The 23,276-nt window shown below is 70.5% G+C and carries 21 protein-coding genes and 1 pseudogene; 13 read left to right on the forward strand and 9 right to left on the reverse strand.

Annotation, left to right across the window (positions count from 1 at the left end):
• Nucleotides 1-241 precede the first annotated feature (241 nt).
• A complete protein-coding gene (locus ACIBN2_RS04865; RefSeq protein ID WP_399132700.1) occupies nt 242-1,384 on the reverse strand; it encodes an aminoglycoside phosphotransferase family protein in 1,143 nt (380 codons plus the stop codon).
• 233 nt (nt 1,385-1,617) lie between these two features.
• Here ACIBN2_RS04865 and ACIBN2_RS04870 point away from each other — a divergent pair, with 233 nt between their 5' ends.
• Nucleotides 1,618-3,111 carry a hypothetical protein gene (locus ACIBN2_RS04870; RefSeq protein WP_399132701.1) on the forward strand — a complete coding sequence of 498 codons (1,494 nt, stop codon included), beginning with the start codon at nt 1,618-1,620 and terminating at the stop codon, nt 3,109-3,111.
• A gap of 60 nt (nt 3,112-3,171) precedes the next feature.
• Here the strand turns inward: ACIBN2_RS04870 and ACIBN2_RS04875 are convergent, their stop codons facing one another.
• Nucleotides 3,172-4,587, reverse strand: a complete 1,416-nt coding sequence (locus ACIBN2_RS04875; RefSeq protein WP_399132702.1) for a PP2C family protein-serine/threonine phosphatase — start codon at nt 4,585-4,587, stop codon at nt 3,172-3,174.
• A 444-nt stretch (nt 4,588-5,031) separates the two neighbouring features.
• On the opposite strand from ACIBN2_RS04875, the gene ACIBN2_RS04880 reads away from it, so the two are divergent.
• Nucleotides 5,032-5,445: an SsgA family sporulation/cell division regulator gene (locus tag ACIBN2_RS04880; protein WP_399132703.1), complete on the forward strand. Its 414-nt coding sequence runs from the start codon at nt 5,032-5,034 to the stop codon at nt 5,443-5,445.
• A 1-nt stretch (nt 5,446) separates the two neighbouring features.
• Here ACIBN2_RS04880 and ACIBN2_RS04885 read toward each other — a convergent pair whose 3' ends face one another.
• Nucleotides 5,447-6,544 (reverse strand): chemotaxis protein, encoded by a 1,098-nt coding sequence (locus ACIBN2_RS04885; protein WP_399132704.1) that lies wholly within the window; start codon nt 6,542-6,544, stop codon nt 5,447-5,449.
• A gap of 150 nt (nt 6,545-6,694) precedes the next feature.
• Between ACIBN2_RS04885 and ACIBN2_RS04890 the strand changes: the two genes are divergently transcribed.
• The 3 genes and pseudogenes from ACIBN2_RS04890 to ACIBN2_RS04900 all read left to right on the forward strand — a co-directional run.
• Nucleotides 6,695-6,817: a hypothetical protein gene (locus ACIBN2_RS04890; protein ID WP_399132705.1), complete on the forward strand. Its 123-nt coding sequence runs from the start codon at nt 6,695-6,697 to the stop codon at nt 6,815-6,817.
• A 25-nt stretch (nt 6,818-6,842) separates the two neighbouring features.
• Nucleotides 6,843-7,280 (forward strand): amino acid permease, encoded by a 438-nt coding sequence (locus ACIBN2_RS04895; protein WP_399132706.1) that lies wholly within the window; start codon nt 6,843-6,845, stop codon nt 7,278-7,280.
• 59 nt (nt 7,281-7,339) lie between these two features.
• A pseudogene (locus ACIBN2_RS04900) lies at nt 7,340-7,426 on the forward strand (arginine deiminase family protein); the annotation flags it as partial.
• A 17-nt stretch (nt 7,427-7,443) separates the two neighbouring features.
• On the opposite strand, the gene ACIBN2_RS04905 reads toward ACIBN2_RS04900, so the two are convergent.
• Entirely contained in the window at nt 7,444-7,866 is a 423-nt protein-coding gene (locus tag ACIBN2_RS04905; protein WP_399132707.1) for a PaaI family thioesterase, read from the reverse strand.
• Between the two features lie 83 nt (nt 7,867-7,949).
• On the opposite strand from ACIBN2_RS04905, the gene ACIBN2_RS04910 reads away from it, so the two are divergent.
• Nucleotides 7,950-8,375: a MarR family winged helix-turn-helix transcriptional regulator gene (locus tag ACIBN2_RS04910; protein WP_399132708.1), complete on the forward strand. Its 426-nt coding sequence runs from the start codon at nt 7,950-7,952 to the stop codon at nt 8,373-8,375.
• A 12-nt stretch (nt 8,376-8,387) separates the two neighbouring features.
• Here ACIBN2_RS04910 and ACIBN2_RS04915 read toward each other — a convergent pair whose 3' ends face one another.
• A complete protein-coding gene (locus ACIBN2_RS04915) occupies nt 8,388-9,968 on the reverse strand; it encodes an alpha/beta hydrolase (RefSeq protein WP_399132709.1) in 1,581 nt (526 codons plus the stop codon).
• A 300-nt stretch (nt 9,969-10,268) separates the two neighbouring features.
• Between ACIBN2_RS04915 and ACIBN2_RS04920 the strand changes: the two genes are divergently transcribed.
• On the forward strand, nt 10,269-10,940 hold the full coding sequence (locus ACIBN2_RS04920; protein WP_399132710.1) for a chaplin: 672 nt from the start codon (nt 10,269-10,271) through the stop codon (nt 10,938-10,940).
• 163 nt (nt 10,941-11,103) lie between these two features.
• Complete coding sequence (locus ACIBN2_RS04925) at nt 11,104-11,880, forward strand: GNAT family N-acetyltransferase (protein WP_399132711.1); 777 nt, start codon at nt 11,104-11,106, stop codon at nt 11,878-11,880.
• Between the two features lie 32 nt (nt 11,881-11,912).
• Here ACIBN2_RS04925 and ACIBN2_RS04930 read toward each other — a convergent pair whose 3' ends face one another.
• The gene (locus ACIBN2_RS04930) at nt 11,913-12,614 is read right to left on the reverse strand and encodes a TetR/AcrR family transcriptional regulator (RefSeq protein WP_399132712.1); all 702 of its coding nucleotides are present in this window, start codon (nt 12,612-12,614) and stop codon (nt 11,913-11,915) included.
• A 133-nt stretch (nt 12,615-12,747) separates the two neighbouring features.
• On the opposite strand from ACIBN2_RS04930, the gene ACIBN2_RS04935 reads away from it, so the two are divergent.
• Both ACIBN2_RS04935 and ACIBN2_RS04940 read left to right on the forward strand, forming a co-directional pair.
• The gene (locus ACIBN2_RS04935) at nt 12,748-13,707 is read left to right on the forward strand and encodes an NAD-dependent epimerase/dehydratase family protein (RefSeq protein WP_399132713.1); all 960 of its coding nucleotides are present in this window, start codon (nt 12,748-12,750) and stop codon (nt 13,705-13,707) included.
• Nucleotides 13,708-13,764: 57 nt separating this feature from the next.
• On the forward strand, nt 13,765-14,685 hold the full coding sequence (locus ACIBN2_RS04940; protein WP_399132714.1) for an NAD-dependent epimerase/dehydratase family protein: 921 nt from the start codon (nt 13,765-13,767) through the stop codon (nt 14,683-14,685).
• Between the two features lie 273 nt (nt 14,686-14,958).
• Here the strand turns inward: ACIBN2_RS04940 and ACIBN2_RS04945 are convergent, their stop codons facing one another.
• Nucleotides 14,959-15,222 carry a GlsB/YeaQ/YmgE family stress response membrane protein gene (locus ACIBN2_RS04945; protein ID WP_399132716.1) on the reverse strand — a complete coding sequence of 88 codons (264 nt, stop codon included), beginning with the start codon at nt 15,220-15,222 and terminating at the stop codon, nt 14,959-14,961.
• Between the two features lie 299 nt (nt 15,223-15,521).
• On the opposite strand from ACIBN2_RS04945, the gene ACIBN2_RS04950 reads away from it, so the two are divergent.
• Nucleotides 15,522-16,967, forward strand: coding sequence for a hydrolase (locus ACIBN2_RS04950; protein WP_399132717.1), 1,446 nt, complete (start codon nt 15,522-15,524; stop codon nt 16,965-16,967).
• Nucleotides 16,968-17,004: 37 nt separating this feature from the next.
• Here the strand turns inward: ACIBN2_RS04950 and ACIBN2_RS04955 are convergent, their stop codons facing one another.
• Both ACIBN2_RS04955 and ACIBN2_RS04960 read right to left on the reverse strand, forming a co-directional pair.
• Nucleotides 17,005-19,734, reverse strand: a complete 2,730-nt coding sequence (locus tag ACIBN2_RS04955; RefSeq protein ID WP_399132718.1) for a glycosyl hydrolase 2 galactose-binding domain-containing protein — start codon at nt 19,732-19,734, stop codon at nt 17,005-17,007.
• A 104-nt stretch (nt 19,735-19,838) separates the two neighbouring features.
• Complete coding sequence (locus ACIBN2_RS04960) at nt 19,839-21,023, reverse strand: ROK family protein (RefSeq protein ID WP_399132719.1); 1,185 nt, start codon at nt 21,021-21,023, stop codon at nt 19,839-19,841.
• A gap of 125 nt (nt 21,024-21,148) precedes the next feature.
• On the opposite strand from ACIBN2_RS04960, the gene ACIBN2_RS04965 reads away from it, so the two are divergent.
• Together ACIBN2_RS04965 and ACIBN2_RS04970 are read left to right on the forward strand one after the other, a co-directional pair.
• On the forward strand, nt 21,149-22,603 hold the full coding sequence (locus tag ACIBN2_RS04965; protein ID WP_399132720.1) for an APC family permease: 1,455 nt from the start codon (nt 21,149-21,151) through the stop codon (nt 22,601-22,603).
• A gap of 144 nt (nt 22,604-22,747) precedes the next feature.
• Nucleotides 22,748-23,239 carry a GNAT family N-acetyltransferase gene (locus ACIBN2_RS04970; protein ID WP_399132721.1) on the forward strand — a complete coding sequence of 164 codons (492 nt, stop codon included), beginning with the start codon at nt 22,748-22,750 and terminating at the stop codon, nt 23,237-23,239.
• Nucleotides 23,240-23,276: the final 37 nt, after the last annotated feature.

Raw genomic sequence — 23,276 nt, forward strand, 5'->3', positions numbered from 1 at the left:
CGGTGGGTCAGTGGTACCGGCTGGCCGACGATCCGTCAATCATGCCCAGAGGCAGGAGATTTCCCATGTCAACACGAGGATGGAGGAGTTTCGCGACGGCGACTTGTGGGCCTGCGGAGCGTCAGTGGCGTACACCAATGGCCCCTTGCGAAAGTTTTTGCCGGAGGTTGCCGCGCAGGTCCGCGCATACGAAAGGTCCGCGGTGCGCTCCCTCCGGGCGCACCGCGGACCTTCGTCCCCGTCAGCGAGTGCCGACCGCAGCTCGTACGGCCCGGCGGGCCAGCTGGCAGTCGTCGTGCAGCCGCCTGAGCAGCAGGCGCTGTTCCTCGCCGGACGGCGCAGCACCCGGGTGGGCCGTGCCCGGTGCCGCCGGGGTCGTGTCGTGCATCGAACGCTGCACGGCCGTCTCGTAGGTGCGGATCTCCCGTGTGAGGACCAGCATCAGGTTCACCAGGAACGCGTCCCGCGAGGCCGGGCCCGCCGACTGCGCGATCTGGCTGATCTGACGGCGGGCCACCGGCGCGTCCCCGAGCACCGACCACAGGGTGGCCAGGTCGTAGCCCGGCAGATACCAGCCCGCGTGCTCCCAGTCCACCAGCACTGGACCGGCCGGTGAGAGCAGGATGTTCGACAGCAGGGCGTCGCCGTGGCAGAACTGGCCCATGCCCTGCCGGCCCGCCGAGTGCGCGATGCCGTGCACCAGCTTCTGCAGGTCGCCCATGTCACGGTCGGTGAGCAGGCCCAGTTCGTGGTAGCGGGAGATGCGGGCCGCGTAGTCGAGCGGGGCGTCGAACGTGCCGGCCGGCGGCCGCCACGCGTTGAGCCGGCAGATCGCGCCGAGGGCCACCCTGATGTCCGCGCGGGGCGGGGCCTCGGACGGGTGCCGCTGCAGCGCCGCCACCCGTCCCGGCATCCGCTCGATGACCAGTGTGCAGTTGTCCGGGTCCGCCGCGATCAGCCTCGGCACCCGCACGGGCGGGCGGTGCCGGACGAACGAGCGGTACGCCGCTATTTCGTGGCGGATCCGCTCGGCCCAGGCGGGGGATTGGTCCAGTAAGCACTTGGCGACGGCCGTGCTGCGCCCGGTCGTACCGACCAGGAGCACGGACCGGCCACTGCGGCGCAGCACCTGCACCGGAGCGAACTCCGGGCAGATCCGGTGCACCGACGCGATCGCCGTACGCAGCTGGGCGCCCTGGGGGCCGGACAAGTCGAGTCTCCCGCTGAGCGGTTGGGAGCCGGCCCCCGGCGCGCGCCGCGGTCGGCCGGTGCCGAGCGCGGGGGCCGCGGGACGGGCTCCGGGGTCGAGGTAGGGGCCGCTGCCGGCCGGGCGGGGGCGCAGCGACCGGGGCGGGGCGGACACGGAGGACGATGCTGCGTACATGGGCGAAACAGATCCCTTCGTGTGCCTGCTACGACATTGCGCTACCCGGCCCGGCCCCTCGGGTGCACCCTGGGGAATGCCCCTCGGCAACCGGGTCGGGGTGGCGCGTTCCTACCTGACACCCGTGGGCCAGTGGCACACCATCTGGCGGACCCTGGCGAACCCTGGCGAATAGTCGCCCGGCAACTTGCACCGGGCTACTGTCAACTCAGCCGAGAACCTGGGGGCTTGACGTGAGCGGACAACCCAACACCCGCCTTGCGGACCTGTTCGGCCTGGCCGGCTGGTCCAAGGGTGAACTCGCGAGGCTGGTCAACCGGCAGGCGGCGGCCATGGGCCACCCCCAGCTGTCGACCGACACCTCTCGGGTACGGCGTTGGATCGACACGGGGGAGATCCCGCGCGATCCGGTGCCGAGGGTGCTGGCGGCGCTGTTCACCGAGCGTCTCGGCCGTGTCGTGACCATCGAGGACCTCGGTCTGGTCCGGCACGGGCGTGTGGGGAAACGGCAGGACGCCGGGAGTGCTGAACATCCCGACGGTGTGCCGTGGGCGCCCGAGCGGACTGCGGCGGTCCTCACCGAATTCACGGGAATGGACCTCATGCTCAACCGACGCGGCTTGGTGGGTGCGGGTGTCGCACTCACCGCAGGTTCCGCACTCAGCAGCGCCATGTACGACTGGCTGCACACCGATCCGACCCTCTCCGCCGACGCTCCCGACTACGACAATCCCCTGCACGCCGACCCCGCTGGGTTCGACCGCTTCGAGGCCGCCCCCATCGGGTCGCAGGAGATCGAGGAACTGGAGCGCTCCGTGGAGGTGTTCCGTGCCTGGGACGCGGCCCGCGGCGGCGGGCTGCAGCGCAAGGCGGTGGTGGGCCAGCTCAACGAGGTGGGCGGCATGCTCGCCTACCGTCACCCCGACCATCTCCAGCGGCGCCTGTGGGGCGTCGCCGCCAACCTCGCCGTCCTCGCGGGCTGGATGTCGCACGACGTCGGCCTGGAGCCCACGGCCCAGAAGTACTTCGTCATCGCCGCCCACGCGGCCCGGGAGGGCGGCGACCGGCCGCGCGCCGGAGAGGCGCTCTCCAGGGCGGCTCGCCAGATGGTGCACCTCGGCCGGCCCGACGACGCACTGGACCTGATGAAGCTCGCCCAGTCGGGCTCCGGCGAGGAAGTGCTGCCGCGCACCAGGGCGATGCTCTACACCATCGAGGCGTGGGCCCAGGCATCCATGGGCAAGGGCCAGGCGATGCGCCGCACCCTCGGCCGGGCGGAGGACCTCTTCGTCTCCGACAAGGGTGATGTGCCGCCGCCGAGCTGGATGCAGATGTTCAAGGAGGAGGACCTGTACGGCATGCAGGCCCTGGCCTACCGCACGCTGGCCGAGCACGAGCCGGGAGCGGCCGCGCACGCCCAGCACTACGCGGAGAAGGCCCTGGCCCTGCGGGTCGACGGACGGCAGCGGTCGAAGATCTTCGACTTCCTGTCCATGGCGTCCGCCTGCTTCATCGCCGACGACCCTGAACAGGCGGACCGGTACGCGCGCCTGGCTCTGATGTCGATGGGCACCAACTCCTCCCATCGCACCTGGGACCGGCTGCGCCAGATGTACCGGCTCACCGCGGAGTTCTCCAGCTACCCGAAGATCCACGAGCTGCGGGAGGAGATCAAACTCTCGCTGCCCAGGTCCGCGGCGAAGAGCGGCAACAGCGCACGGGCATAGGGGGCCTGTGCGTCTGTAGCCGATCCATACCGCCCGGTCGGCGTGCCGTCCGGCGGCGGTTCACACCACCCTGGCGACCAGTACGCACGCGTCGTCCTCGCGTTCGGTCTCACCGAAATCCTTGACGACCGCTCGTACGCACTCCTGCGCGGTCCGGATCTTGCCGAAGCGGGGAGCCAGGTCGAGGAGACGGTTCACGGTCTGTGCGACGTTGTGCCCGGGCACCAGCCCGTCGGTGTGCAGCAGAAGCAGATCGCCCGGCTCGAGGGTCTCCTCGGCCTGCTCGTAGGAGGCACCGGAGGTCGCGCCGAGCAAGACGCCGCCCGGTGTGTGCAGCCTGCGCCCCGTCCCGTTGCGATACAGCAGCGGGGCGGGGTGTCCGGCTTGCGCCCAGGTCAGGGTGCGGGTTCCCGGATGGTAGCGGCAGCAGACGGCGCTGCCGAGGGCCGGCTGCACGGTGGCGTCGAGTAACTGGTTCAGCCAGGACATCAGCTGCCCCGGCTCCGTGCCCGCCATCGCCATGCCCCGCACCGCGCCCAGCAGCGTCGCCATGCCCGAGGCGACCGCGACACCGTGGCCGGTGAGGTCACCGACGCTCAACAGCGTCTGGCCGTTGGGCAGTTCGAGCGCGTCGTACCAGTCGCCGCCGATCAGGGCGCTGGTCGACGACGGCAGGTAGTGCGCCGCCAGATCCAGCGTCCGAGGTCCTTGGTGGGGGAGCCGCAGCAAGCCGCGCCACGGCGGCAGCACGGCCTCCTGCAGTTCGGCCGCGAGCCGGTGCTCCGTCTGCGCGCGGTGCTGGTGGTGCTGGAGCGAGTCACGGGTCTCGCTCACCGCCTTCTGGCTGCGGCGCAGTTCACTGACGTCACGCAGCACGGCCCACATCGAGGAGGTGCTGCCGTCGGGGTCGAGCACGGGCTCGCCCATCATGTGCACCGCACGCACCTCGCCGTCGGGGCGCACGATGCGGAACTCACCGTCGATGTGCCGCGCGTCGATGAGACAGTCCGTGACCATCGCCGTCAGCCTCGCGCGGTCCTCGTCCACCACCACGGACGGCAGTTCGTCGAGACTGAGTGGGGGAGCGGCCGGATCACGGCCCAGGATCTGGTACAGCTCACCGGACCAACTCGCCTCGTCCGTCAGCAGGTTCCACTCGGCGCTGCCGACGCGGCTGAGCAAGGAGCCGGGCCGCGAGGCGGCCGGCGCGGACTTCGTCTCCGCGTCCGGCGGCAGCGGCCCGGGGCCGTCCCGCAACTGCCCCAAGTGGGCGTCGAGATCGGTGAGTTGGTGCAGTGCCAGGTCGTACAGCGCGCGCTGCCAGCGCTCCTGGGGGTCCGAACCGTCGGCGTGCGTGTCGCGCCGTACGGCGTCCACGTCACCCATGAGCCGCCGCGCCTGCGATATCAGCGCATCGACCGAGCCGCGTCCTGGTGGCTGGGCGGCTGAGCGATCCGCGGAGAGGTGGGACGGCATGAAGCACTCCGAGGCGGGGAGGGTGCGACCGGGACTGACGGCTCTGGGGACCGGTTACGACTGTCGCACAGCCCGCGACGCGCTGTAAGGGATTTGGCAACACACGATACGGTGGTGCACTTGGCATATGCCACAGTCTTCCCGGACCGACCGGACGGTGTGATCGGCGTACGCCCTGAAGGCGGTCAAGTCGTAGACGCCGTACGTGGTTTGACGGGCTGTCGAGGGGTTTCGACGCGTGCTCGTTCGCGCGTTCGTCGGCCGCTTGTTCTACGGCGACTCGGGGATCCCGGCCCACCCTCGCACCCCCGGGCCGGTGGCGGCTGTCAAGTGATGCAGATCACACAAACGTGGAAGCGCTTCCATGTAATGCAGACGGCATCTGCGGGCTCGTACAAGAACACGGCAATCCTGCCGACCTGACGACCGCAGTGGAGACCGATCATGGACATCACCCTCGAGCAGCCCGCCCGCGGCCGTCTGATCACCGCCGACGAGCAGGAGTTTCCCGTTCCCCTCACGCTGCGGTACGTCTCGACCGATCCGCTGGCCATGCATCTCGACTTCCCGCCCGAGGTCTCCCTGGACGGCACGGAAGTCACCTGGACCTTCGGCCGGGCGCTGCTGGACGAGGGGCTGCGCGGCCCGGCGGGCGCCGGCGACGTGCACCTGTGGCCGTGCGGTCCCGACCGCACGGTGATGGAACTCCACTCGCCCTACGGCATGGCCCTGCTCCGCTTCGACACCCCTGCCCTGCGCCGGTTCCTGCTGCGCACGTACGCAGCGGTGCCGGCCGGGCAGGAGGACATCGGCGCCTCCGTCGAGCAGGGCCTGAGCGCGCTGTTCGGCAACGTCTGAGTCAGTACCGCAGAACGCCCGCGATACCGGAGGCGTCCCCCAGCGTCCCGTCCGGCACGAAGCGGACGTCGGCGCCCGTCTCCAGGCACTGCTCGACGATCTCGTCCACGATGTCCTCGCGGCCGTCGAGATCGCCGCTCTCGGCCGGCACCAGATGGTCGCCGAGGGCGTCACGCACCGTCAGGCGGTAGTTCTCCTCGACCGCCAGCAGCCGTACGCGGCCCTCTCTGGCGCTCTGCCAGACCTCGTCGACACCGGCCGCGAACGCCTTGTGGCCGCGGGCCGATTCGAGCTCCCGGGTCACGGCGTCGGTGTTCCGGCGGGCCTCGGCGGCGAGCGTCGGCCGCAGCGCCTGCCACACGGCTTCGGGAGTGCCGTGCGAGAGACCGCCGTGCGGCACGTGCACCGCCTCCTTGGTGATGCTGCCCACCTCGTCCAGCAGGGACAGGGCGGCCGGCTCGCCGGTGACGTAGAGCGGGCGTGGCGCCTCGCGCAGGACCATGCCCATCGCGGCGTCGGCGTCGCGCAGGAAGTGGCGGGTGTCCTCGTCGCGGAAGGTGCTCGGCACGTCGCCGATCCGCTCCTTGCGCTCGGCGTCGAAGTTCTCGAGGCGCCGGGTGAGGGGGAAGCCGCCGCTGTGGTCCTCCATGACGCGCTCCGGTCCGCCGCTCCACAGCGTGACCCGGTCGGCGGAGACCGACAGCACCCAGAACGGCCGTTCCGCGGCGTGCGCGGAGACGAGGTTGCGGGTGAGGAAGGTGTCGGAGAGGACCACGCGCTCCGGGACGGTGCGGGCCAGCGACCAGACCTGGTGCTCGCCCGGGGCGGCGAAGATCACCAGACCGTCCTCGGCATGGGCCAGATCCACCTCCGTGAGGGCCTGGTCGAGTTGGCGGACCACGTCCAGACGCCGCTCCCGGCTCACGGCGGGATCGGCCTCCAGCTGCTTCTTGGCCTCGGCCACCACATTGCGCAGCCGGACCGGATCCTGGGTGTTCTCGGGCTCCCTGCGGTGTGTCGGCGTCAGCACCGACACGGCCGGATAGGCGCGCGGGCGCCGGAGCTCGGACAGGGTTGAGGGACTCAGGTCGTGCTCCATATCAGCACGATAGGACCGTTTCGCCGATCAGGCATCAGGGGCGGGCGGACCGGGCAAGCGGGGCATTTCGCTGCTAACGTCGCTCTCGTCGTCGGATGGCGCTCTCCGCATCGTCGGCTGCCGTGATGCCCGAACCTCGCAGGACGTCGTATGACGCAGGTCGAGAACGAAACCGAGGCGGCGTCGACCGCCAAGCTGTCACTGCCGACCCTCACCATGATGGTCGTCGGCTCGATGGTCGGCGCCGGTGTCTTCTCCCTGCCGGCATGCTGATGCAGGCCTCTTCCAGACGCTCGCGGTGCGCAAGCCCGATCTCAACGCCGGTGTGTACGCCTACGCCAAAGCAGGGTTCGGCGAGTACCTCGGTTTCTTCCCGGCGTTCGGCCACTGGGCCAGTGCCTGCGTCGGCAATGTGACGTACTGGGTGCTCATCATGTCGACGATCGGCGCGATCGCGCCCGCGCTCGGCGACGGCGACACCGTGCTCTCGGTGGTCCTCTCCTCGGTGGGCGTGTGGCTGTTCTTCGGGCTCATCAGCCGGGGAGTCAAGGATGCCGCGGCGATCAGCCGGATCGTCTCCGTGCTCGGTGCCTACCTTGCCTGGACGCTGATGGCCGCCGAAGTGCTGTTCGTCGCCGCCCAGGACGACGACATGCCGCGCTTCCTCAAGCGCTCCACGCCCGCCGACGTGCCCGTCCCCGCGCTGGTGATGTCCACGCTGCTCAGGTCTTCCTGATCGTCAGCCTGTTCTCGGACGACGCCTTCAACTTCGCGCCAGACCTCACCGGCGCACGGACCCTCATGGGCGCGGAGCTGGGCCGCGGCCGTGGCGGTGGGCACTGCATGACCTGCCCGATCGTGCGGGACCCGGTCGCCTTCTGAACAGGCGTCATGCGCGGCTAACTCTTCTCGCCTGCGGGTTCGATCACCGCGATGTTGCCCTGCGCCACGGCGCACAGCGTCTGCGTGCCGTCGGCACCGATGGTGGTCACCTCGCAGCGCGAGACGACACGGGTACGGCCCGCCCGTACCACCTGGCCGTACGCGCGCAGCACCGCGCCCGTCGCCGGGCGCAGATAGTCGATGGTGAAACCGGACGTGATCAGCCCCGCGCCGACGACGGTCCCCGCCGCCAGCGTCAGCGTGTTGTCGGCCGCGTAGGAGAGCACCCCTCCGTGGACGAAGCCGTACTGCTGGAGCAGCTCCTCACGGATGTCCAGTTCGAGCGTGGCCTCGCCGTCGCCGAAGGCCGTCACCCGAGCGCCCAGCAGCCTGCTGAAGGGCTGCTCTGCGAGGACCTTGCGTGCCAGCTCCAGATCCATCGTTCCGCTCCCGTTCCCGCCAACTTCACTTCACCAGTGAAGTGAGGGTGGCGGGAGCCGGTGCCGTCTGTCAACATCGGCCCATGTCCGAGCCCGATCAGCGTCTTTTCTTCCTGCTCCAGCGGGCTGCGCACCGGCTGCGCACCACGGTCGACCGGCGCTGCCTGGCCGCCGCCGGGGTGACCACCGCCCAGCTCGGCGCGCTGTTCGCCGTACGGGACCGGCCCGGGATCACCCAGCAGGAACTGGCCCGCACCCTCGGTCTGCGGGAATCCGCCGTCACCGCCCTCGTCGGCCGGCTCACCGCGGCGGACCTGCTGCTGAAGCAGGCACATCCACGTGAACACCGGGCCGTCGTACTGGAGTTGACCGATACGGGCGCTGCCGCCCTGCGCGCCGCGCAGCCGGAGGTCGACCGCTTCAACGCGCAGATGCGGGAGCTGCTCGGGGACGACGGTTTCCTGCGGACGGCGGGGGCGCTGCACCGGCTCGCCCACTGGGAGGCGTGAGAGGCCCCGGCATCACTGGTCCTCCTCCTCCGGCCCGCACGAACTGCCGGTCGGCGGCAGGGTGCCGTAGAGCAGGAAGGTGTCGACCTTGCCGTGCACGCACTTGGAGGAGGCGTAACCGGTGTGTCCGTCGCCCCTGTTGTCGAGCACCACGGCGGAGGAGCCGAGCCGCTTCGCGGTCTCCACCGTCCAGCGGTACGGCGTCGCCGGGTCGCCCCGGGTTCCGACGAGCAGCATCTTCGGGGTGTGCACGTCCCGCACGTCCTTGCGGATGTAGTCGGTGCCCTTGGGGCGGCCGTAGCACATCAGCAGTTCGGTGAGGCGGTAGCGGCCGAAGACCGGTGAGGCCTGCTCGTACTCGGCGCGCAGTTTCCCGAGTTCGCCGACGATCCGGTCGGCGCTGGGGCGGTCGGGATCGTCCGCGCAGTTGATCGCCATCAGCGCCGCCGGAAGATTGTCGAGCGGTACGTCGTTCTCATCGACCAGGCCGCCGTTCCTGTGCTGCCGCAGGGGCAGGCCCGCACCGCCGGTCGCGAAGCCCATGACCCCCCGGGTGTCGCCGTCCTCGACGAGTTCGGCGATCGCCCGCTCCAGCGAGGGCCACAACTGCTTGCTGTAGAGCGCCTGGCTGATGGCGCCGACGAGATCCTGCCCGGTGAAGTCCTGGCCGAAGTCCGTCGGCACCGGGTCCTCGTCGAGCGAGTGGATGAGATGGACGACCTGCTCCCGGGCGTCGCGCGCGTCCTGCCCGAACGGGCAGGCGATGTCCTGGGCGCACCAGTCGACGAAGTCGTCCAGCGCGGTCTGCTGCCCCTCGGCGCCCACGACCCCCTGCTCGGACATCGGCTCGGTCAGCGTGTCCACCCCGTCGAGCACCAACCGGCCGACCTTCTTGGGGAATTGGGCCGCGTAGACGGCGCCGAGCCGGGTTCCGTAGGAGAAGCCGAGGTAGTTGAGCTTCTTGTCGCCCAGCGCCGCGCGGATCACGTCCATGTCGCGCGCGGAGTTCACCGTGCCGATGTGGGGGAGCACCGGCCCCGAGTGCTTGGCGCACTCGTCCGCCGCCTTCTTCAACTGCGTGAGCAGGGCCCGCGGATCGCTGGTCTCCGTGCTCCCGCCGGCCGCGGACGACGCGCCGGACGTGCCGTCCCCGCAGCTGACCGGTGAGGACCTGCCGACGCCGCGCGGGTCGAAGGACACCACGTCGTAGTTGTTGGTGAGGCCCATGAAGTCTTCGCCGCCGGCGGCGAGTTCGCTGACGCCCGCCGCGCCCGGGCCGCCGAAGTTCAGCAGCACCGAGCCGCGCTTCTTGCCCGTCGACCGGTAGCGGTCGAGAGCCAGGTCGAGCGTGCCGGACGTGGGCCGGTCGTAGTCGAGGGGGACGGTGACCTTGCCGCACTGAAGGTCCTTGGGCATCTCCTCGCCGTTGCACTTCGACCAGGTGACCTTCTGCCGGTAGAACCGCGTCAGGTCGGGGCCGGTGCCGTCCGAGGCCGCCGCGGGCAGGCCCGCACCCACCAGGGCCAGAGCCGTGGCTCCGGTGGCGGCGCAGCGCCGGACGGCAGCGGGCCGCGTTGACAACTTGGCCAGCATGAATGCCTCCAGAGGCGCCCGCCGGGGACCGGGAGAGCAGCGCCCTCGATCACGATAAGCGGGCGTCGCGGGGCCCGCCTCCGGGCCAGCGGGAGTGCATTCGGTGCCCTACCCTGTGCACCCGTCCGTGCACGTACGGCTGTTTTGCTGCTAGTTCGATAACCGTGCCGCTCGATGGGGTGAAAGACCGATAAGCCATAACCCCGATGGTTTCGCCCGCGTTCTATCCCGTGCGGGCACCTGCTCGCTTTTCCGGCGCGGGGTACGTGCCCGCGACCATGTCTGGAAGGCAGGGAACCTATGAGAAGGGTTACCCGAAACGGTGTGATCGCCGTCGCCGCCGCCTCCGGCGCGATGGCGCTCGCGGTACCGATGAGCTCCGCGTTCGCGGCCGACGGGGCCTCGGCGGACGGTACCGCTGCCGACTCGGCCGGCGTGATCTCCGGCAACACCGTCCAGGTCCCGGTGGACGTGCCGGTGAACGTGTGCGGGAACACCGTGAATGTGGTGGGGCTCCTCAACCCGGCCGCGGGCAACAGCTGCACCAACAGGAGTGCGGGCGCCAAGCACGCGGCGGACGGTTCCGCGACGGGCGGCAGCACCGCACAGGGCGGCGGAAAGGATTCGCCGGGCGTGGTCTCCGGCAACACCGTCCAGGTCCCGTTGCACCTCCCGGTGAACGTCACCGGGAACACCGCGAACGTGGTCGGTGTCGGCAATGCGGCCACCGGCAACCGCTCCACGAACACCTCGGGCCACCACCACTGCACCGAGCCGGCGCCCGAGCCCACCACCCCGGCCAAGGCGCATCCGCGGCCGGTGCCCGCCCGGCACGCCGCTCCTCCGCAGACCGAGGTCACGCTCGCGCACACCGGGAGCGACCAGACGCTGCCAGCCGCCGCGGCGAGCGCCGCCCTGATCCTCGGCGGGGCGGCCCTCCACCGGGGCTTCAGGCGGCGCGCCACGCGCTGACCGCGCGCCGTACCCGAGCCGGACGGAAGGTCCCGCCGATCACTCGGCGGGACCTTCGGTCGCAGCGGTGCGCTCTGTGGTCACGCTTCCGTCGCAGTGGTGCGCCGGGCGGTGACGCCCAAAACCCTTTGCCCCGGTGGCCGCAGGGTGCTGGAGTGAGGCCATGGATCATGCCGCGGTGCTCGCCCTCTTCGACCGGGACATGCGCGAAGGCGCGCGGCCCGACGGCCCCGGCGCGCGCGTCGAGCGGACCGGGAACGTGGTCCGTCAGGTCTCCTCCCCGCACGGCTGGAACGGCGTCGTCTGGTCCGCACTGGACGAGACGGACGCGGACCTGGCGATCGCCGAGCAGATCGCGTACTTCTCCGGTCCGGGCCACGAGTTCGAATGGAAGCTCTACGGGCACGACCGCCCGGTGGATCTGGGGCAGCGGCTCCGGGCCGCCGGTTTCGTGCCCGAGCCCGAGGAGACGCTGATGATCGCCGAGGTCGCGGACCTCGATCTCGACGCCGAGCCGCCCGAGGGCATCCGTCTTGCGCCGGTCACCGACGCGGCGGGCGTGGACCTGGTGGCGGAGGCACATGAGAAGGCCTTCGGCGCCGACGGCTCCCGGATGCGCGAGCAGCTGCTCGCCCGCCTCACCCGCGAGCCGGACACGGTCGTCGCCACCGTCGCCCTCGCCGGTGATGTGCCCGTGAGCGCGGCCCGCATGGAACTCGTGCCCGGCACCCGCTTCGCCGGCCTCTGGGGCGGCGGCACCGACGAGCCCTGGCGCGGCCGCGGCATCTACCGCGCCCTCGTCGCGCACCGCGCCCGCGCCGCCCTGGACCGCGGCTACCGCTACCTCCAGGTCGACGCCTCCGACCAGAGCCGCCCGATCCTGGAGCGCCTGGGTTTCGAGCCGCTGACCACGACGACGCCGTACGTCTACGGGGCGTAGCGGACGCTGTGATGCCGTGAGGGCGCGCCGGTTCAGTCCAGACCGAACGCGTCCGCCAGTACGTCGATCTGGGCCCTGAGCAGCGTGCCGCCGTCATGGCCCATGCCCTCGAACTGGCCCGACACCTCCAGGCCGATCGCCCCGTGCATATGGGACCAGGCGAGCACGGCGCCGGCCAGCGCCACTCCCGCCGGTCCGGCGGGCGCCTGCGCCCACTGAGCCACGTCCGCGTCCGTCTTCGCCCAGGCCGTCATCTGGTCGACCACGGGTCGCACCGCCGCGGACGGTTCGGCGCCCGCGAACGCCGCGAGGAACGGCCCGAGTACCGCCCGCGCGCTGTCCAGCGTGTCGGGGGGTGCCGTGTACCCCGGGACCGGTGTGCCCTCGATGAGCAGGTAACGGTGCGGCTGGGCGACGGCCCACTCACGGCAGGCACCCCCAAGTGCCTGCGCCCTGGCCCTCGGTGGCGTGTCCGGCGGGAGTCCGTCCGCGGCGGCCGAGACGGCTGCCGCCAGGTCGGCGTACGCGTCGCGGATCAGGTCCGTGAGCAGCGCGTCGCGGCTGTCGAAGTAGCGATAGAGCGCCGGCCCGGACAGGCCGACCTCCTTGGCGATCCGGGTCAGCGCCACGGCGGCCGCACCGCCCTCGGAGAGTTGCCGCAGCGCGATCTCCTTGATCTCCGCACGCGTCTGCTCGCGATAGCGGGCCCTGGGGCTCTGTGCAGTGCCGGCCACGGACGGCCTCCTCTTCTGGTTCTGGTGACACACCTTAACGATGGGCCGAGCATCCAGCTCTTGCTAGCCCCCGTCGAAAGAGTTACTGTCTCTAACAGAAGCAAGGCACCGTAACAATCCAGAGGAGTCCACCATGACCGGCACCACCGCCCACAGCTCCGCCCGGCACACCGTCCTCGGCTCGGGCCCCGCCGGCACCGCCCTGGCCCAGGAGCTGGTGCGCAGGGGGCACTCCGTGCGCCTGGTCGACCGCAAGGCGGACGGGCCCGGCCTGGCCGGTGTCGAGCGGTTCGCCGCCGACGTCAGCACCGCGGAAGGCGCCCGTGCCGCCGTCGCGGACGCCGGCGTCGTGTATCACTGCGTCAACGTCGGCTATCACCTCCAGGTCGAGGTGATGCCCCGGATCCAGGAGGCGGTGCTCGGCGCGGTCGAGGCCGTAGGGGCCCGGCTTGTGGTGCTGGACACGCTGTATCCGTACGGCGAGACCGGGGGAGCGGTCATGACCGAGGACACCCCGTGGAAGGCGACCAGCCGCAAGGGCCGGATGCGCGCCGAACTCGACGAGAAGTACCTCGCGGCCCACCGTGAGGGCCGCGCCCGGGTCGCCCTCGGCCGCTCCGCCGACTTCGTCGGCCCCGGTGTGCTCAACTCCACCCTCGGAGCCACCGTGTTCCCCGGTGCTCTCACCGGCGGCGAGGTGCTGGGCTTCGGCGACATAGACCTGCCGCACAGCTACACCAACATCGAGGACGTGGCCGCCGGTCTCGCCACGCTCGGGGAGCGCCCGGAGGGTGACGGCCGGGTCTGGCACCTGCCGACCGCCCCGACCGTCAGCACCCGCGAGATCCACAAGATGATCGAGGAGCGGGTCGGCAAGCCCCTGAACGTCGCCGTCCTGGCGGAGCCCGAGCCCGTGGGGCCGTTCGACGAGCAGTTCATGGCCGAGTACGCGGAGATGTTCTATCAGCACACCGAGCCCCAGATCATGGACTCCTCGGCGTTCGAGCAGACCTTCGGTGTGGCACCGACGCCGCTGGGCCGGACCCTGGACGACACCCTGGCCTGGTACGGGGAGTGGCTCGCGCAGCGGTGACCGGGGTCACCCGCGCCCGGATGTCACATCCGAAGCCGCCCGATCCGTCGCAGGGTCATGACGACGAACCAGAAGAACCAGAGCATCCTCCTCGCGGGCGCGAGCGGCGTCCTCGGCCGTCACATCACCCGCGCCCTGACCGAGGCGGGCCACAAGGTCACCGGCCTCGGCCGGGGTGAGACCAGCGGCGTCCGGGCCGACCTCATGGACCGTGACGCACTGCTGAGGGCCGTCGACGGCCGGCATTTCGACACCGTGATCCATGCCGCGACCGCCCTGCGCAAGCCGCCCATGCGCCACCGCGACATGTACGCCACCGACGCGCTGCGCGTCCACGGCACCGCCCATCTCATCGAGGCCGCCCGCGCCAGCGGCGCCCGGCGCTTCGTGTCGGAGTCGATGGTCTTCGGGTACGGCTACGGCGACTTCGGCGACCACGTGGTCACCGAGGAGGACCCCTACGGTCCCCGCGGCGCCACGGCGGAGCTGGAGAAGCACATCGAGGGCATGCGCACCAAGGAGCAACTGACCTTCGAGGCAACCGGGTTGGAGGGCGTAGCGCTCCGCTTCGGCCTGTTCTACGGTCCCGGCGGAACCGACGCGATCCTGCCCATGCTGCGCAAGCGGCAGCTGCCCCTTCCCGGCGACCGCGGCCGGGTCCTGCCGTGGACCGAACTCACCGACGCGGGGCGGGCGACGGCCGCCGCGGTGGAACGTGGCCGCCCCGGCCAGGCGTACAACATCACCGACCGGACGCCATACGGATTCCGGGACCATGTCCTGTGCGTCGCCGAGGAGTTCGGGGTGCCGAAGCCCATGACCGTGCCCCTGTGGCTTACCCGCCCGATGCCGTACGTGCACACGATCCTGACCTCGCGCATGCGGGTGTCGTCGGCGAAGGCCGAGCGGGAACTGGGCTGGACGCCGCGCTACGGCTCCTGCCGCGAGGGCCTCGCCGCTCTGGCGGCCCGGCGGTGACGGCGCGACCGGGGCGGCCCGGACCGGGAGTTCGGCACGGCACAGCGGACCCGCCGACCGGCGGGGAAGCCGGGTCGGCGGGTCCGCTGTGCCGGGCTCTCCCGCCTGGCGCCACCGTAGCCCTGTGTGCAGCGCGGCGGAATGCGTAATCCGGCTACCGTGTGCAGGGCGTCGAGCAGCGACGACCGGGGTCGGGCCAGGCGCTCCATGCGCCCCGCCCGGGCCCGAAACGGTTGCTGTGGCACCAGAGTTGCCGTGAGCGATGTCGTGTTGTCAGCGATGTGCCCTCGAACGATCCAGTGCGGCGACGCCCAGCGCGGCGAGGCCGATCTGGATGAGCCACTCGATCCAGTCGATGCCCTTGGTGTCGGCCACGCCGAACGCGTTGGCCAGCGCCGAGCCGATCAGCGCGGCCACGATACCGACGAGAATCGTCAGCAGAATGCCGATGTGCTGCCGTCCCGGGATGACCAGCCGGCCCAGCACGCCGATCACGATGCCGATCACGATCGCACTGATGATGCCTGAGATCTCCATCTCCGCCCCTCTTTGTCAAGGCCCCCGCACTATCCGGATGCCCGCTGGGGGACCGAACACTCCGTTCGGCTTCAACCTCAGGGTTCAACCAGGGGTCAACGCCGGGTCAATCTCCCGCCGGTGGGGCCGGTGACGCCTGTTCAGGGTCACTCATGCCATGTACCGTTCAACCGTTCCGCCGCACCGCAGCCGTACGGCTGAATGTCTACGCGCGCAGACGCGCTGTTTCTACGCGCGTAGGTCCGGCTTCGCACGGCACGGCCCCCGCTCTTCCCCAACCCCACACGGAGGTACGCCGGATGCTCGGACTCGCCCGATCCCGCCACAGACTCACCACCGCCCTGGCCGCGTCGGTCCTGGTCGCCGGGGGTGTCGCCGCCCAGGCCGCCGTCACGGCCGCCCCGGCCCATGCGGCCACCCCCCACCGGATCCTGTTCGACGACGGCCATGCCGAAGAGGCCGGCAACGCCGACTGGATCATCTCCACCAGCAAGCCCGACCCGCTCGGCCAGGACTCCTCCCCGTCCGCCGAGACGGACTGGACCGGCGCGCTGTCGTCCTGGGGCGTCGCCCTGCAGAAGACGGGCAACTACAGCCTCAAGACCGCGACCAGCGCCTTGACCTACGGCGGTTCCTCGTCCACCGACCTGTCGAACTTCGACACGCTGGTGCTCCCGGAGCCCAACACCCTCTTCACCACCGCCGAGAAGACGGCGATCATGAACTTCGTCAAGAACGGCGGCGGACTGTTCATGATCTCCGACCACACCGGCGCCGACCGCAACAACGACGGTGAGGACGCGGTCGAGATCCTCAACGACCTGATGACCAACAACAGCGTCGACTCCACCGACCCGTTCGGCTTCTCCATCGACACGCTGGACGTCAGCTCCGGCTACCCGGCCGCGATCAGCGACAGCAGCGACCCCGTCCTGCACGGATCCTTCGGCACCGTCACCAAGAGCCTGATCGCCGACGGCACGACGGCCACGCTCAAGCCGGCCGACAACTCCTCCGTCAAGGGCCTCGTCTACCGCAGCGGTTACTCCGGGAACACCGGCGCGTTCTTCCTCACCAGCACCTTCGGCAGCGGCCGTGTCGCCTTCTGGGGCGACAGCTCGCCCGTCGACGACGGCACGGGCCAGTCCGGCAACACGCTCTACGACGGATGGAACGACACCGGCGCCACCAACGCCGCACTCGCCCTCAACGCCACCGCCTGGCTCGCCGGCGACGGCACCACCGGCGGCGGTGGCGGTGGCGGTGGCACCTGCACCGCCGCCCAGCTGCTCGGCAACAGCGGCTTCGAGTCGGGCAGCACCACCTGGAGCGCCTCCAGCGGCGTCATCACCAACTCCACCGGTGAGTCGGCGCGTTCGGGCTCGTACTACGCCTGGCTCGACGGCTACGGGCAGGCCACCACCGACACCCTGTCCCAGTCGGTGACCGTCCCGTCCGGCTGCACCACCGCCGCCCTGAGTTTCTACCTGCACGTCGACACGGCGGAGACCACCACCAGCACGGCCTACGACACCCTCAAGGTCCAGGTCCTCAACAGCTCCGGCACCGTGCTGAGCACCTTGGCCACCTACTCCAACCTCAACGCGGCCAGTGGCTACACCAAGCGCAGCTTCAGCCTGGCCGGTTACACCGGCCAGACCGTCACCCTGAAGTTCACCGGCACCGAAGGCTCCACCCTCCAGACGTCGTTCGTCGTCGACGACACGGCTCTGGACGTCAGCTGAAGCCCGCGGGGCCCGGTTCGCGCCGGGCCCCGCAGGCTCATTCCCCCGGCACCGTCCGCTCGGGTGTGTTCCAGCCCGACACCCGCACCCGCGGCGCCGAGCCGTGCAGGTCCGCCGCCCGGTAGGTGGCCGTCAGCGTCACCGACTCATCCGGCCACAGGCTCACCTCGTTGTCCGTCCACCGCACCGGAAGCACGGGCCGGCCCTGAGCGTCCACGAGATGGACATCCGTGAGCAGCGACGGCGTCTTCCCGCTCCCGGTGTTGCGGAGCGTCACGGTCGTGGTCGCCGTATCGCCCGACTTCGACTTCGACTTCGACTTCGACTTCGACGAAGACGCCGTCGCCGAGACCGGCACCTGCGCCATGGAACTCAGCCCCTTCAGATCGGCGTAGCTCGTCGTCGGCGTGTAGTACCAGTCGGTGTGCGCCCAGTCGAGGGTGTCGGGCCTGGTGGAGAGCCAGTAGACGTTCCGGTCGATCTCCTTGCCGGAGGCGTCCTTCAGCGTCAGGCGCACCAAATAAGTCGCCGGGAGGCCGCTGATCGAGGCGGGCAGCGTGAGGGCCGTGGCGCGGTTGCCGTCGCCCTGCACGCTCACACCCGTCACGGTCTTGTCGTACTTCTGGGTGCCGTCGGGGGTGAACACCGTGGCCCGGGCGGTGAGTCCGGAGGCGGGCTGGTGCCGGTTGTCGGTCACGACCACCGAGCGGTCGTCGTACGAATACTGCACATGCAGCGGCTCGTTGGCCTTCTTCGCGCCGAAGTAGGCGCCGCCCTGGTCGAGATAGCGGTCCATCAGCTGCCAGTGCAGCGAGGTCCAGCCGCTGTTGAACATCCAGTAGACGACCCCGGTCGAGGGCTTGGTGGCGTCGGAGGCGTTGCGCCCGTACGCCTCGAACTGGGCGCGAACGTTCTCGTACTGGGCCAGCTGCGCCTTGCGCACGTAGTCGGTCAGGCTGGTGGGAGCGCCGTAGCGGCCGGTGAGGGCGTCGTCGTAGAGCTTGAGGGTGCCGAAGGTCGACGACGGTGAGCGGTGGTACTGCTTGGCGTTCGGGTTCTTCCAGAGGGTGTCGAGCTCGGCCGGGCTCATCATGCGGCGCAGGGTGTCGAGGGTGGGGACGTCGGGGCCCGCGCTGGTCTCGGAGTTGAAGCCGGTGGCACCGCCCTCGCGTTTGAAGTACCAGTAGCCCGGCGGGACCCAGTCGTACGGGCCCGTCATCTTCATGCCCGAACTGCCGGACTGCGGCGAGGAGTTGTCTGACGCGGCGGCCACGACGGGAGTCTGCCAGTCGGCGGCCTTCAAAGCGTCGAGATAGTTCTTCTCGATGGTCGCGTCGGGCGCGAAGTCGCTCCCGATGAGGAACGAGATCACGCTGGGGTGGTCGCGCAGCCGGGCAGCCTCGGCGGCCATCGACGCCTTCGCGACCGGGTAGTCGGCGTCCGTCCACTTGTCGCCGGGCTCGCCGCCGTTGACCTGGCCCTCCCACTTGTCGCAGCACTCCCAGCCGGGCAGGGTGAGGATGCCGTAGCGGTCGGCCAGGTCGAAGAACTCGTCCGGTTCCAGGTGCCCTTCGAGGCGGATGGTGTTCAGGCCGAGATCGAGTGCGTACTTCAGGCGGTCCTCGACATACGTCTTGTCCCAGCGCAGGAACTCGTCCGGCGACCAGCCGCCGCCCTTGATGAGCAGCTTGCGGCCGTTGATGCGGTACTGGCGGGCGCCGTCGGAGTTCAGCGGAGCCCGCACGTCCCGGATGCCGAAGCTCTCGTGCGCCGTGTCCGACACGGTGCCGGAGACGGACGCGGTGAGGTTCAGGTCGTAGAGGGGCTGCCCGCCCATGCCGGCCGGCCACCAGACCTTCGGCGAGGTCAGACGGAGACCGGGGACATCGGACGGGCTGAAGGTGACGGCCTTGGTCTCGTGCGCGGCGAGCGTGACGGTCTTCTCGAACGTGGCCGGGCCGATGCTGCCGGAGACGACGGTGGTCGCCGGGGCGCCGGAGTCGTTGCGGGCCTCGGCCTTCACCGTCAGGTCGGCCGAGGCGAGCGACGGCACGTCGAGCTTGGTCGCGACGTGCGCGTCACGCAGGGCGACCGGGCCGCCGCGGCGGACGAGGACGTCGCGGACGATGCCCATGTTCTCGTCGGGCGGCGGCTGGAGCCAGTCGATCCAGCCCATGGTGAGGTTCTTGTCCGGGGCGTTGGGCCGGACGCGGAAGGCGACCGTGTTCGTGCCCGGCCGGACCAGCGAGGTCACGTCCAGCTCGTGGTGGGTGTAGGCGCCGGTGACGTCCTTCGCCGTGGCGACCTGCTTGCCGTCGACGTAGACGTCGGCTGCCGAGATCACCCCGCTGAAGTCGAGGTAGGTGCGCTCGGAGGTGTCGGCGACCGTGAAGTCCGAGCGGTACCACCAGGGGACCTGGAAGTCGGCCTTGGGGATCTTCTGCTGGTTCGTCGAGCGGAAGGGGTCGGCGTACACGCCGTTCGCCAGCAGCGCCGCGAGGACGGTGGAGCGCGGGCCCGCCGGGTACCAGCCGGTCGCCGGGTAGCCGGGGGAAGAGACGTCGCCGGCCTGGTCGGAGACCTTGGCCGTCGACTGGACGGCGTAGCCGGTCAGGGCGGTCGCACTGCCCGGAGCGGAGGAGACCGTGGTGGGCCGGCCCGGTGGTGGGGGAGGCCGGTGGCCGTGCGGGTCGGCCCAGGCACTGGTCGTCAGCGCTCCGAGCAGTCCCAGGATCGCGGCGGCCGTGGCGAGACGGTGTCCGTTCACGGAGTCTCCAACCCCTTCGTAAAGTTAGGAAACTTTACTAATGACGGTCACGCTAGGGCGCCCGAGTGAGCGGTGTCAATCACCGTGCCCCGTGCGGGAGTTGATCAGGGCGCGGCCGAACGGCGCTCGAACACCACGTCCCGCGCGGTCCCGAGTGCCGTGGCCACGGCGCCCAGCAGTACCGCGTCCTCGCCGAGCCGGCTGGGCACGACCTTGGTCCGCAGCGGGGTGAGCGCCCGCAGGTTCTCGCGCACCGGGTGCAGCAGCAGATCCACACTGTGGCCCAGCCCGCCGCCGAGCACCACGAGATCGGGGTCGAGCACGGCCGCCGCGGCCGCCACCGTGTGCGCGATGCGCTCGCCTTCGAGCTGAACCGCCTTGACCGCCGCGTCGTTTCCCTGCCGGGCGGCGTCGAACACGGCCTTCGCGGTGAGCTGCCCGTTCATGCCGAACCGGCGCGCCGCCTCCACGACGGCCACCCCCGACACGGCGTCCTCCAGCCGGTCCGGCTTGTGCTGTCCCGGCCACGGCAGGAACCCGATCTCGCCGGCCAGCCCGTGCGCGCCGGTGAACAGCCGCCCCTCGCTGACCACGCCCATGCCGAGACCGGTGCCGATCAGGATGTAGGCGAACAGCCGGCTGCCCGCGCCGACGCCGTAGGTGTACTCGCCGAGCGCCGCCAGATTGGCGTCGTTGTGCACCTCCAGGGGAACACCCAGCTCCGCGCGCATCCGGTCGAACAGCCCGGCCCGCCCCCAGCCCGGCAGATGCATCGCGTAGCGCACCCGGCGCTGCTTCTCGTCGTAGACGCCCGGCGTGCCCACCACCGCGTGCACCACCTCGTCCGGGGCGACACCCGAACCGGCGACCACCTGGCGGGACGTGGCCACCACCAGCTCCGCCATCGCGCCCGAACTGCGGGCCCGGTTGCGCACGTCGGAGCGGGCGACGACGGCGCCGTCCAGATCGGCGACGGCGACCCGCAGCCAGCTGCGGCCGACGTCGATGCCGAGCACATGGCCGGCCGCCGGGTCCGGCGCGTACAGGACGGCCGTACGGCCGCGCTCGGGTGCGAGCGTGCCGACCTCGTGGACCAGTCCGGCGGCCTCCAGGGCCGCGAGCGCGCTGGAGACCGTCGGCTTGGACAGGCCGGTCTCGCGGGCCAGTTGGGCACGCGATGCCGCGCCGCCGGTGCGCAGCCGGTCGAGCAGCAGGCGCTCGTTGGTGCTGCGCAGCCGTCGGCGGTTCCAGGGCCGTTCCTGCTGGTCCACTGCGTCACTGGCGGGCATCGCACCATTCTCACGTATCGGCGGGGGCCTCTTGACGTGTCTAGTAAGGCTCCTTAACTTTATCGGCCAACAGCCTTGCCGGGCGAGCCTTGGGCAGCCCAGCGCCCGGTGCCACAGGAGACCCCATGTCCGGTAGCCCGCCACCCAACGGTGGTTTCGTCCGTCGCGTCGGCCTCTTCCAGGCCACCACCATCAACATGAGCCAGATGTGCGGCATCGGCCCGTTCGTCACGATCCCGCTGATGGTTGCCGCGTTCGGCGGACCGCAGGCGGTGATCGGCTTCATCGCCGGCGCGATCCTCGCGCTCGCCGACGGACTGGTCTGGGCCGAGCTGGGCGCCGCGATGCCCGGCTCAGGCGGCAGTTACGTCTATCTGCGCCAGGCGTTCCAGTACCGCACCGGCCGGCTGATGCCGTTCCTGTTCGTCTGGACGGCGATGCTGTTCATCCCGCTGATCATGTCGACCGGCGTGGTGGGCTTCGTCCAGTACCTCGGCTACCTCGCCCCCGACCTCGGCCAGACCTCCGGCGACCTGATCGGCCTCGGCATGATCGCGCTGGTCATCCTCATGCTGTGGCGGGGCATCGAGCACATCGCCCGGCTCACCGCCGTGATGTGGGGGGTCATGATCACATCCGTGCTGCTGGTCATCCTGGCCGCGGCGTCGGACTTCAGCGCCCACCTCGCCTTCACCTACCCGGCGCACGCTTTCGACCTGGGCAGCAACCACTTCTGGATCGGCTTCGCGGGCGGCCTGACCATCGGTATCTACGACTACCTCGGCTACAACACGACGGCCTACATGGGCGCCGAGATCAAGGACCCCGGACGCGTGCTGCCGCGGTCGATCATCTTCTCCATCCTCGGCATCATGGCGATCTACCTGCTGCTCCAGATCGGCACGCTCGGTGTGATCGACTGGCACCGCATGACGAACGCGAAGGACATCGCGTCCACGTCGGTGGCGTCGGCCGTGCTGGAGGAGACCTGGGGCAAGGGCGCCGCCGACACGGTCACCGTCCTCATCCTGATCACCGCGTTCGCCTCGGTCTTCACCGGTCTGCTGGGCGGTTCGCGCGTGCCGTACGACGCGGCCCGCGAGCGGGTCTTCTTCCGGCCCTACGCCAAGCTGCACCCCCGGCACCGCTTCCCGATGCTGGGTCTGGCGACCATGGGCGTGATCACGGCCGTGGGCTTCCTGATCGGCCGGCACACGGACCTCGCGACACTCATCCAGCTGCTGACGACGGTGATGGTGATCGTCCAGGCGCTGGCCCAGATCGTCGCGCTGACGGTGCTGCGCAAGCGGCAGCCGGCGCTGCGGCGGCCGTACAGGATGTGGCTCTACCCCATACCGAGCATCATCGCCTTCGTCGGCTGGTGCGTGATCTACGGCTACGCGGACAAGAACTCTCCGGGCCGCCATCCCATCGAGTGGTCGCTGGCCTGGCTGGCCCTGGGCTGTGTGGCGTTCGTGCTCTGGGCGCGCTTCGAGAAGGTGTGGCCGTTCGGTCCGAAGGAGATCTCGGAGGAGTATCTGGAGCCGGCGGAGCCGGACGCGTCGCCCGCGCAAGCGTGATCTGCCCGCCGCAACTGCCCTGCCTGCGCTAGGGTTTCGTCATCCGTGAAGCCTCTCCGGCCGGACTCGCGTCCGCCCGGGGAGGCTTTTCTCATGCCCGGAGACCGCCCGGGAGCCGATCGATTCTCTTGCAGGAGAGCCTCCATGTCCGATCTGTCCGTCCGCACCGCGACCGCTCAGGACCGCCCCGCCGTCGAGCGGTTGTGGCTGATGTTCCGCCACGATCTCTCGGGTCACACGGGCGTACTGCCGGGGCCCGACGGGACGTTCCGCAGTGAGCGGCTCGACTCGGCGTTCACGGAGGCCGGTTGGGCGCCGTACCTCTTCCTCCGCGCCGGCCGGCCCGTCGGCTTCGCCTTCGTCCGTGGTCTCGAAGGGCCGACGCGCGTACTCAACAGCTTCTTCGTGGTACGCGGCGCACGCCGCGAGGGCATCGGTGTCACGGCGGTGCGCGACGTCGTCCACCGGCATCCCGGCCCGTGGGAGGTCGCGTTCCAGTACGGCAACGAGCCCGCCGTCCGCTTCTGGCGCCACGCCGCCGCCCAACTCGCCCCGCACACCTGGTCGGAGGAGACCCGGCCGGTACCGGACCGGCCCGACCTGGCGCCGGACGCGTGGATCAGTTTCGCGATCTGAGCGCCAGCCGTCCGGTGGGCCGGGGGGTGATCGGCGT

This window comes from Streptomyces sp. NPDC050534 (assembly GCF_044457745.1).
Classification (GTDB): Bacteria; Actinomycetota; Actinomycetes; order Streptomycetales; family Streptomycetaceae; genus Streptomyces.

Bases quoted from the DNA above. Each gene is read 5' to 3' on its own strand.
- ACIBN2_RS04885 (WP_399132704.1), bottom strand. From the start codon at position 6,544: ATGGAGCACGACCTGAGTCCCTCAACCCTGTCCGAGCTCCGGCGCCCG.
- ACIBN2_RS04915 (WP_399132709.1), bottom strand. From the start codon at position 9,968: ATGCTGGCCAAGTTGTCAACGCGGCCCGCTGCCGTCCGGCGCTGCGCC.
- ACIBN2_RS04910 (WP_399132708.1), top strand. From the start codon at position 7,950: ATGTCCGAGCCCGATCAGCGTCTTTTCTTCCTGCTCCAGCGGGCTGCG.
- ACIBN2_RS04865 (WP_399132700.1), bottom strand. From the start codon at position 1,384: ATGTACGCAGCATCGTCCTCCGTGTCCGCCCCGCCCCGGTCGCTGCGC.
- ACIBN2_RS04950 (WP_399132717.1), top strand. From the start codon at position 15,522: ATGCTCGGACTCGCCCGATCCCGCCACAGACTCACCACCGCCCTGGCC.
- ACIBN2_RS04905 (WP_399132707.1), bottom strand. From the start codon at position 7,866: ATGGATCTGGAGCTGGCACGCAAGGTCCTCGCAGAGCAGCCCTTCAGC.
- ACIBN2_RS04960 (WP_399132719.1), bottom strand. From the start codon at position 21,023: ATGCCCGCCAGTGACGCAGTGGACCAGCAGGAACGGCCCTGGAACCGC.
- ACIBN2_RS04925 (WP_399132711.1), top strand. From the start codon at position 11,104: ATGGATCATGCCGCGGTGCTCGCCCTCTTCGACCGGGACATGCGCGAA.
- ACIBN2_RS04880 (WP_399132703.1), top strand. From the start codon at position 5,032: ATGGACATCACCCTCGAGCAGCCCGCCCGCGGCCGTCTGATCACCGCC.
- ACIBN2_RS04945 (WP_399132716.1), bottom strand. From the start codon at position 15,222: ATGGAGATCTCAGGCATCATCAGTGCGATCGTGATCGGCATCGTGATC.
- ACIBN2_RS04920 (WP_399132710.1), top strand. From the start codon at position 10,269: ATGAGAAGGGTTACCCGAAACGGTGTGATCGCCGTCGCCGCCGCCTCC.
- ACIBN2_RS04965 (WP_399132720.1), top strand. From the start codon at position 21,149: ATGTCCGGTAGCCCGCCACCCAACGGTGGTTTCGTCCGTCGCGTCGGC.
- ACIBN2_RS04890 (WP_399132705.1), top strand. From the start codon at position 6,695: ATGACGCAGGTCGAGAACGAAACCGAGGCGGCGTCGACCGCCAAGCTG.
- ACIBN2_RS04875 (WP_399132702.1), bottom strand. From the start codon at position 4,587: ATGCCGTCCCACCTCTCCGCGGATCGCTCAGCCGCCCAGCCACCAGGA.
- ACIBN2_RS04935 (WP_399132713.1), top strand. From the start codon at position 12,748: ATGACCGGCACCACCGCCCACAGCTCCGCCCGGCACACCGTCCTCGGC.
- ACIBN2_RS04970 (WP_399132721.1), top strand. From the start codon at position 22,748: ATGTCCGATCTGTCCGTCCGCACCGCGACCGCTCAGGACCGCCCCGCC.
- ACIBN2_RS04940 (WP_399132714.1), top strand. From the start codon at position 13,765: ATGACGACGAACCAGAAGAACCAGAGCATCCTCCTCGCGGGCGCGAGC.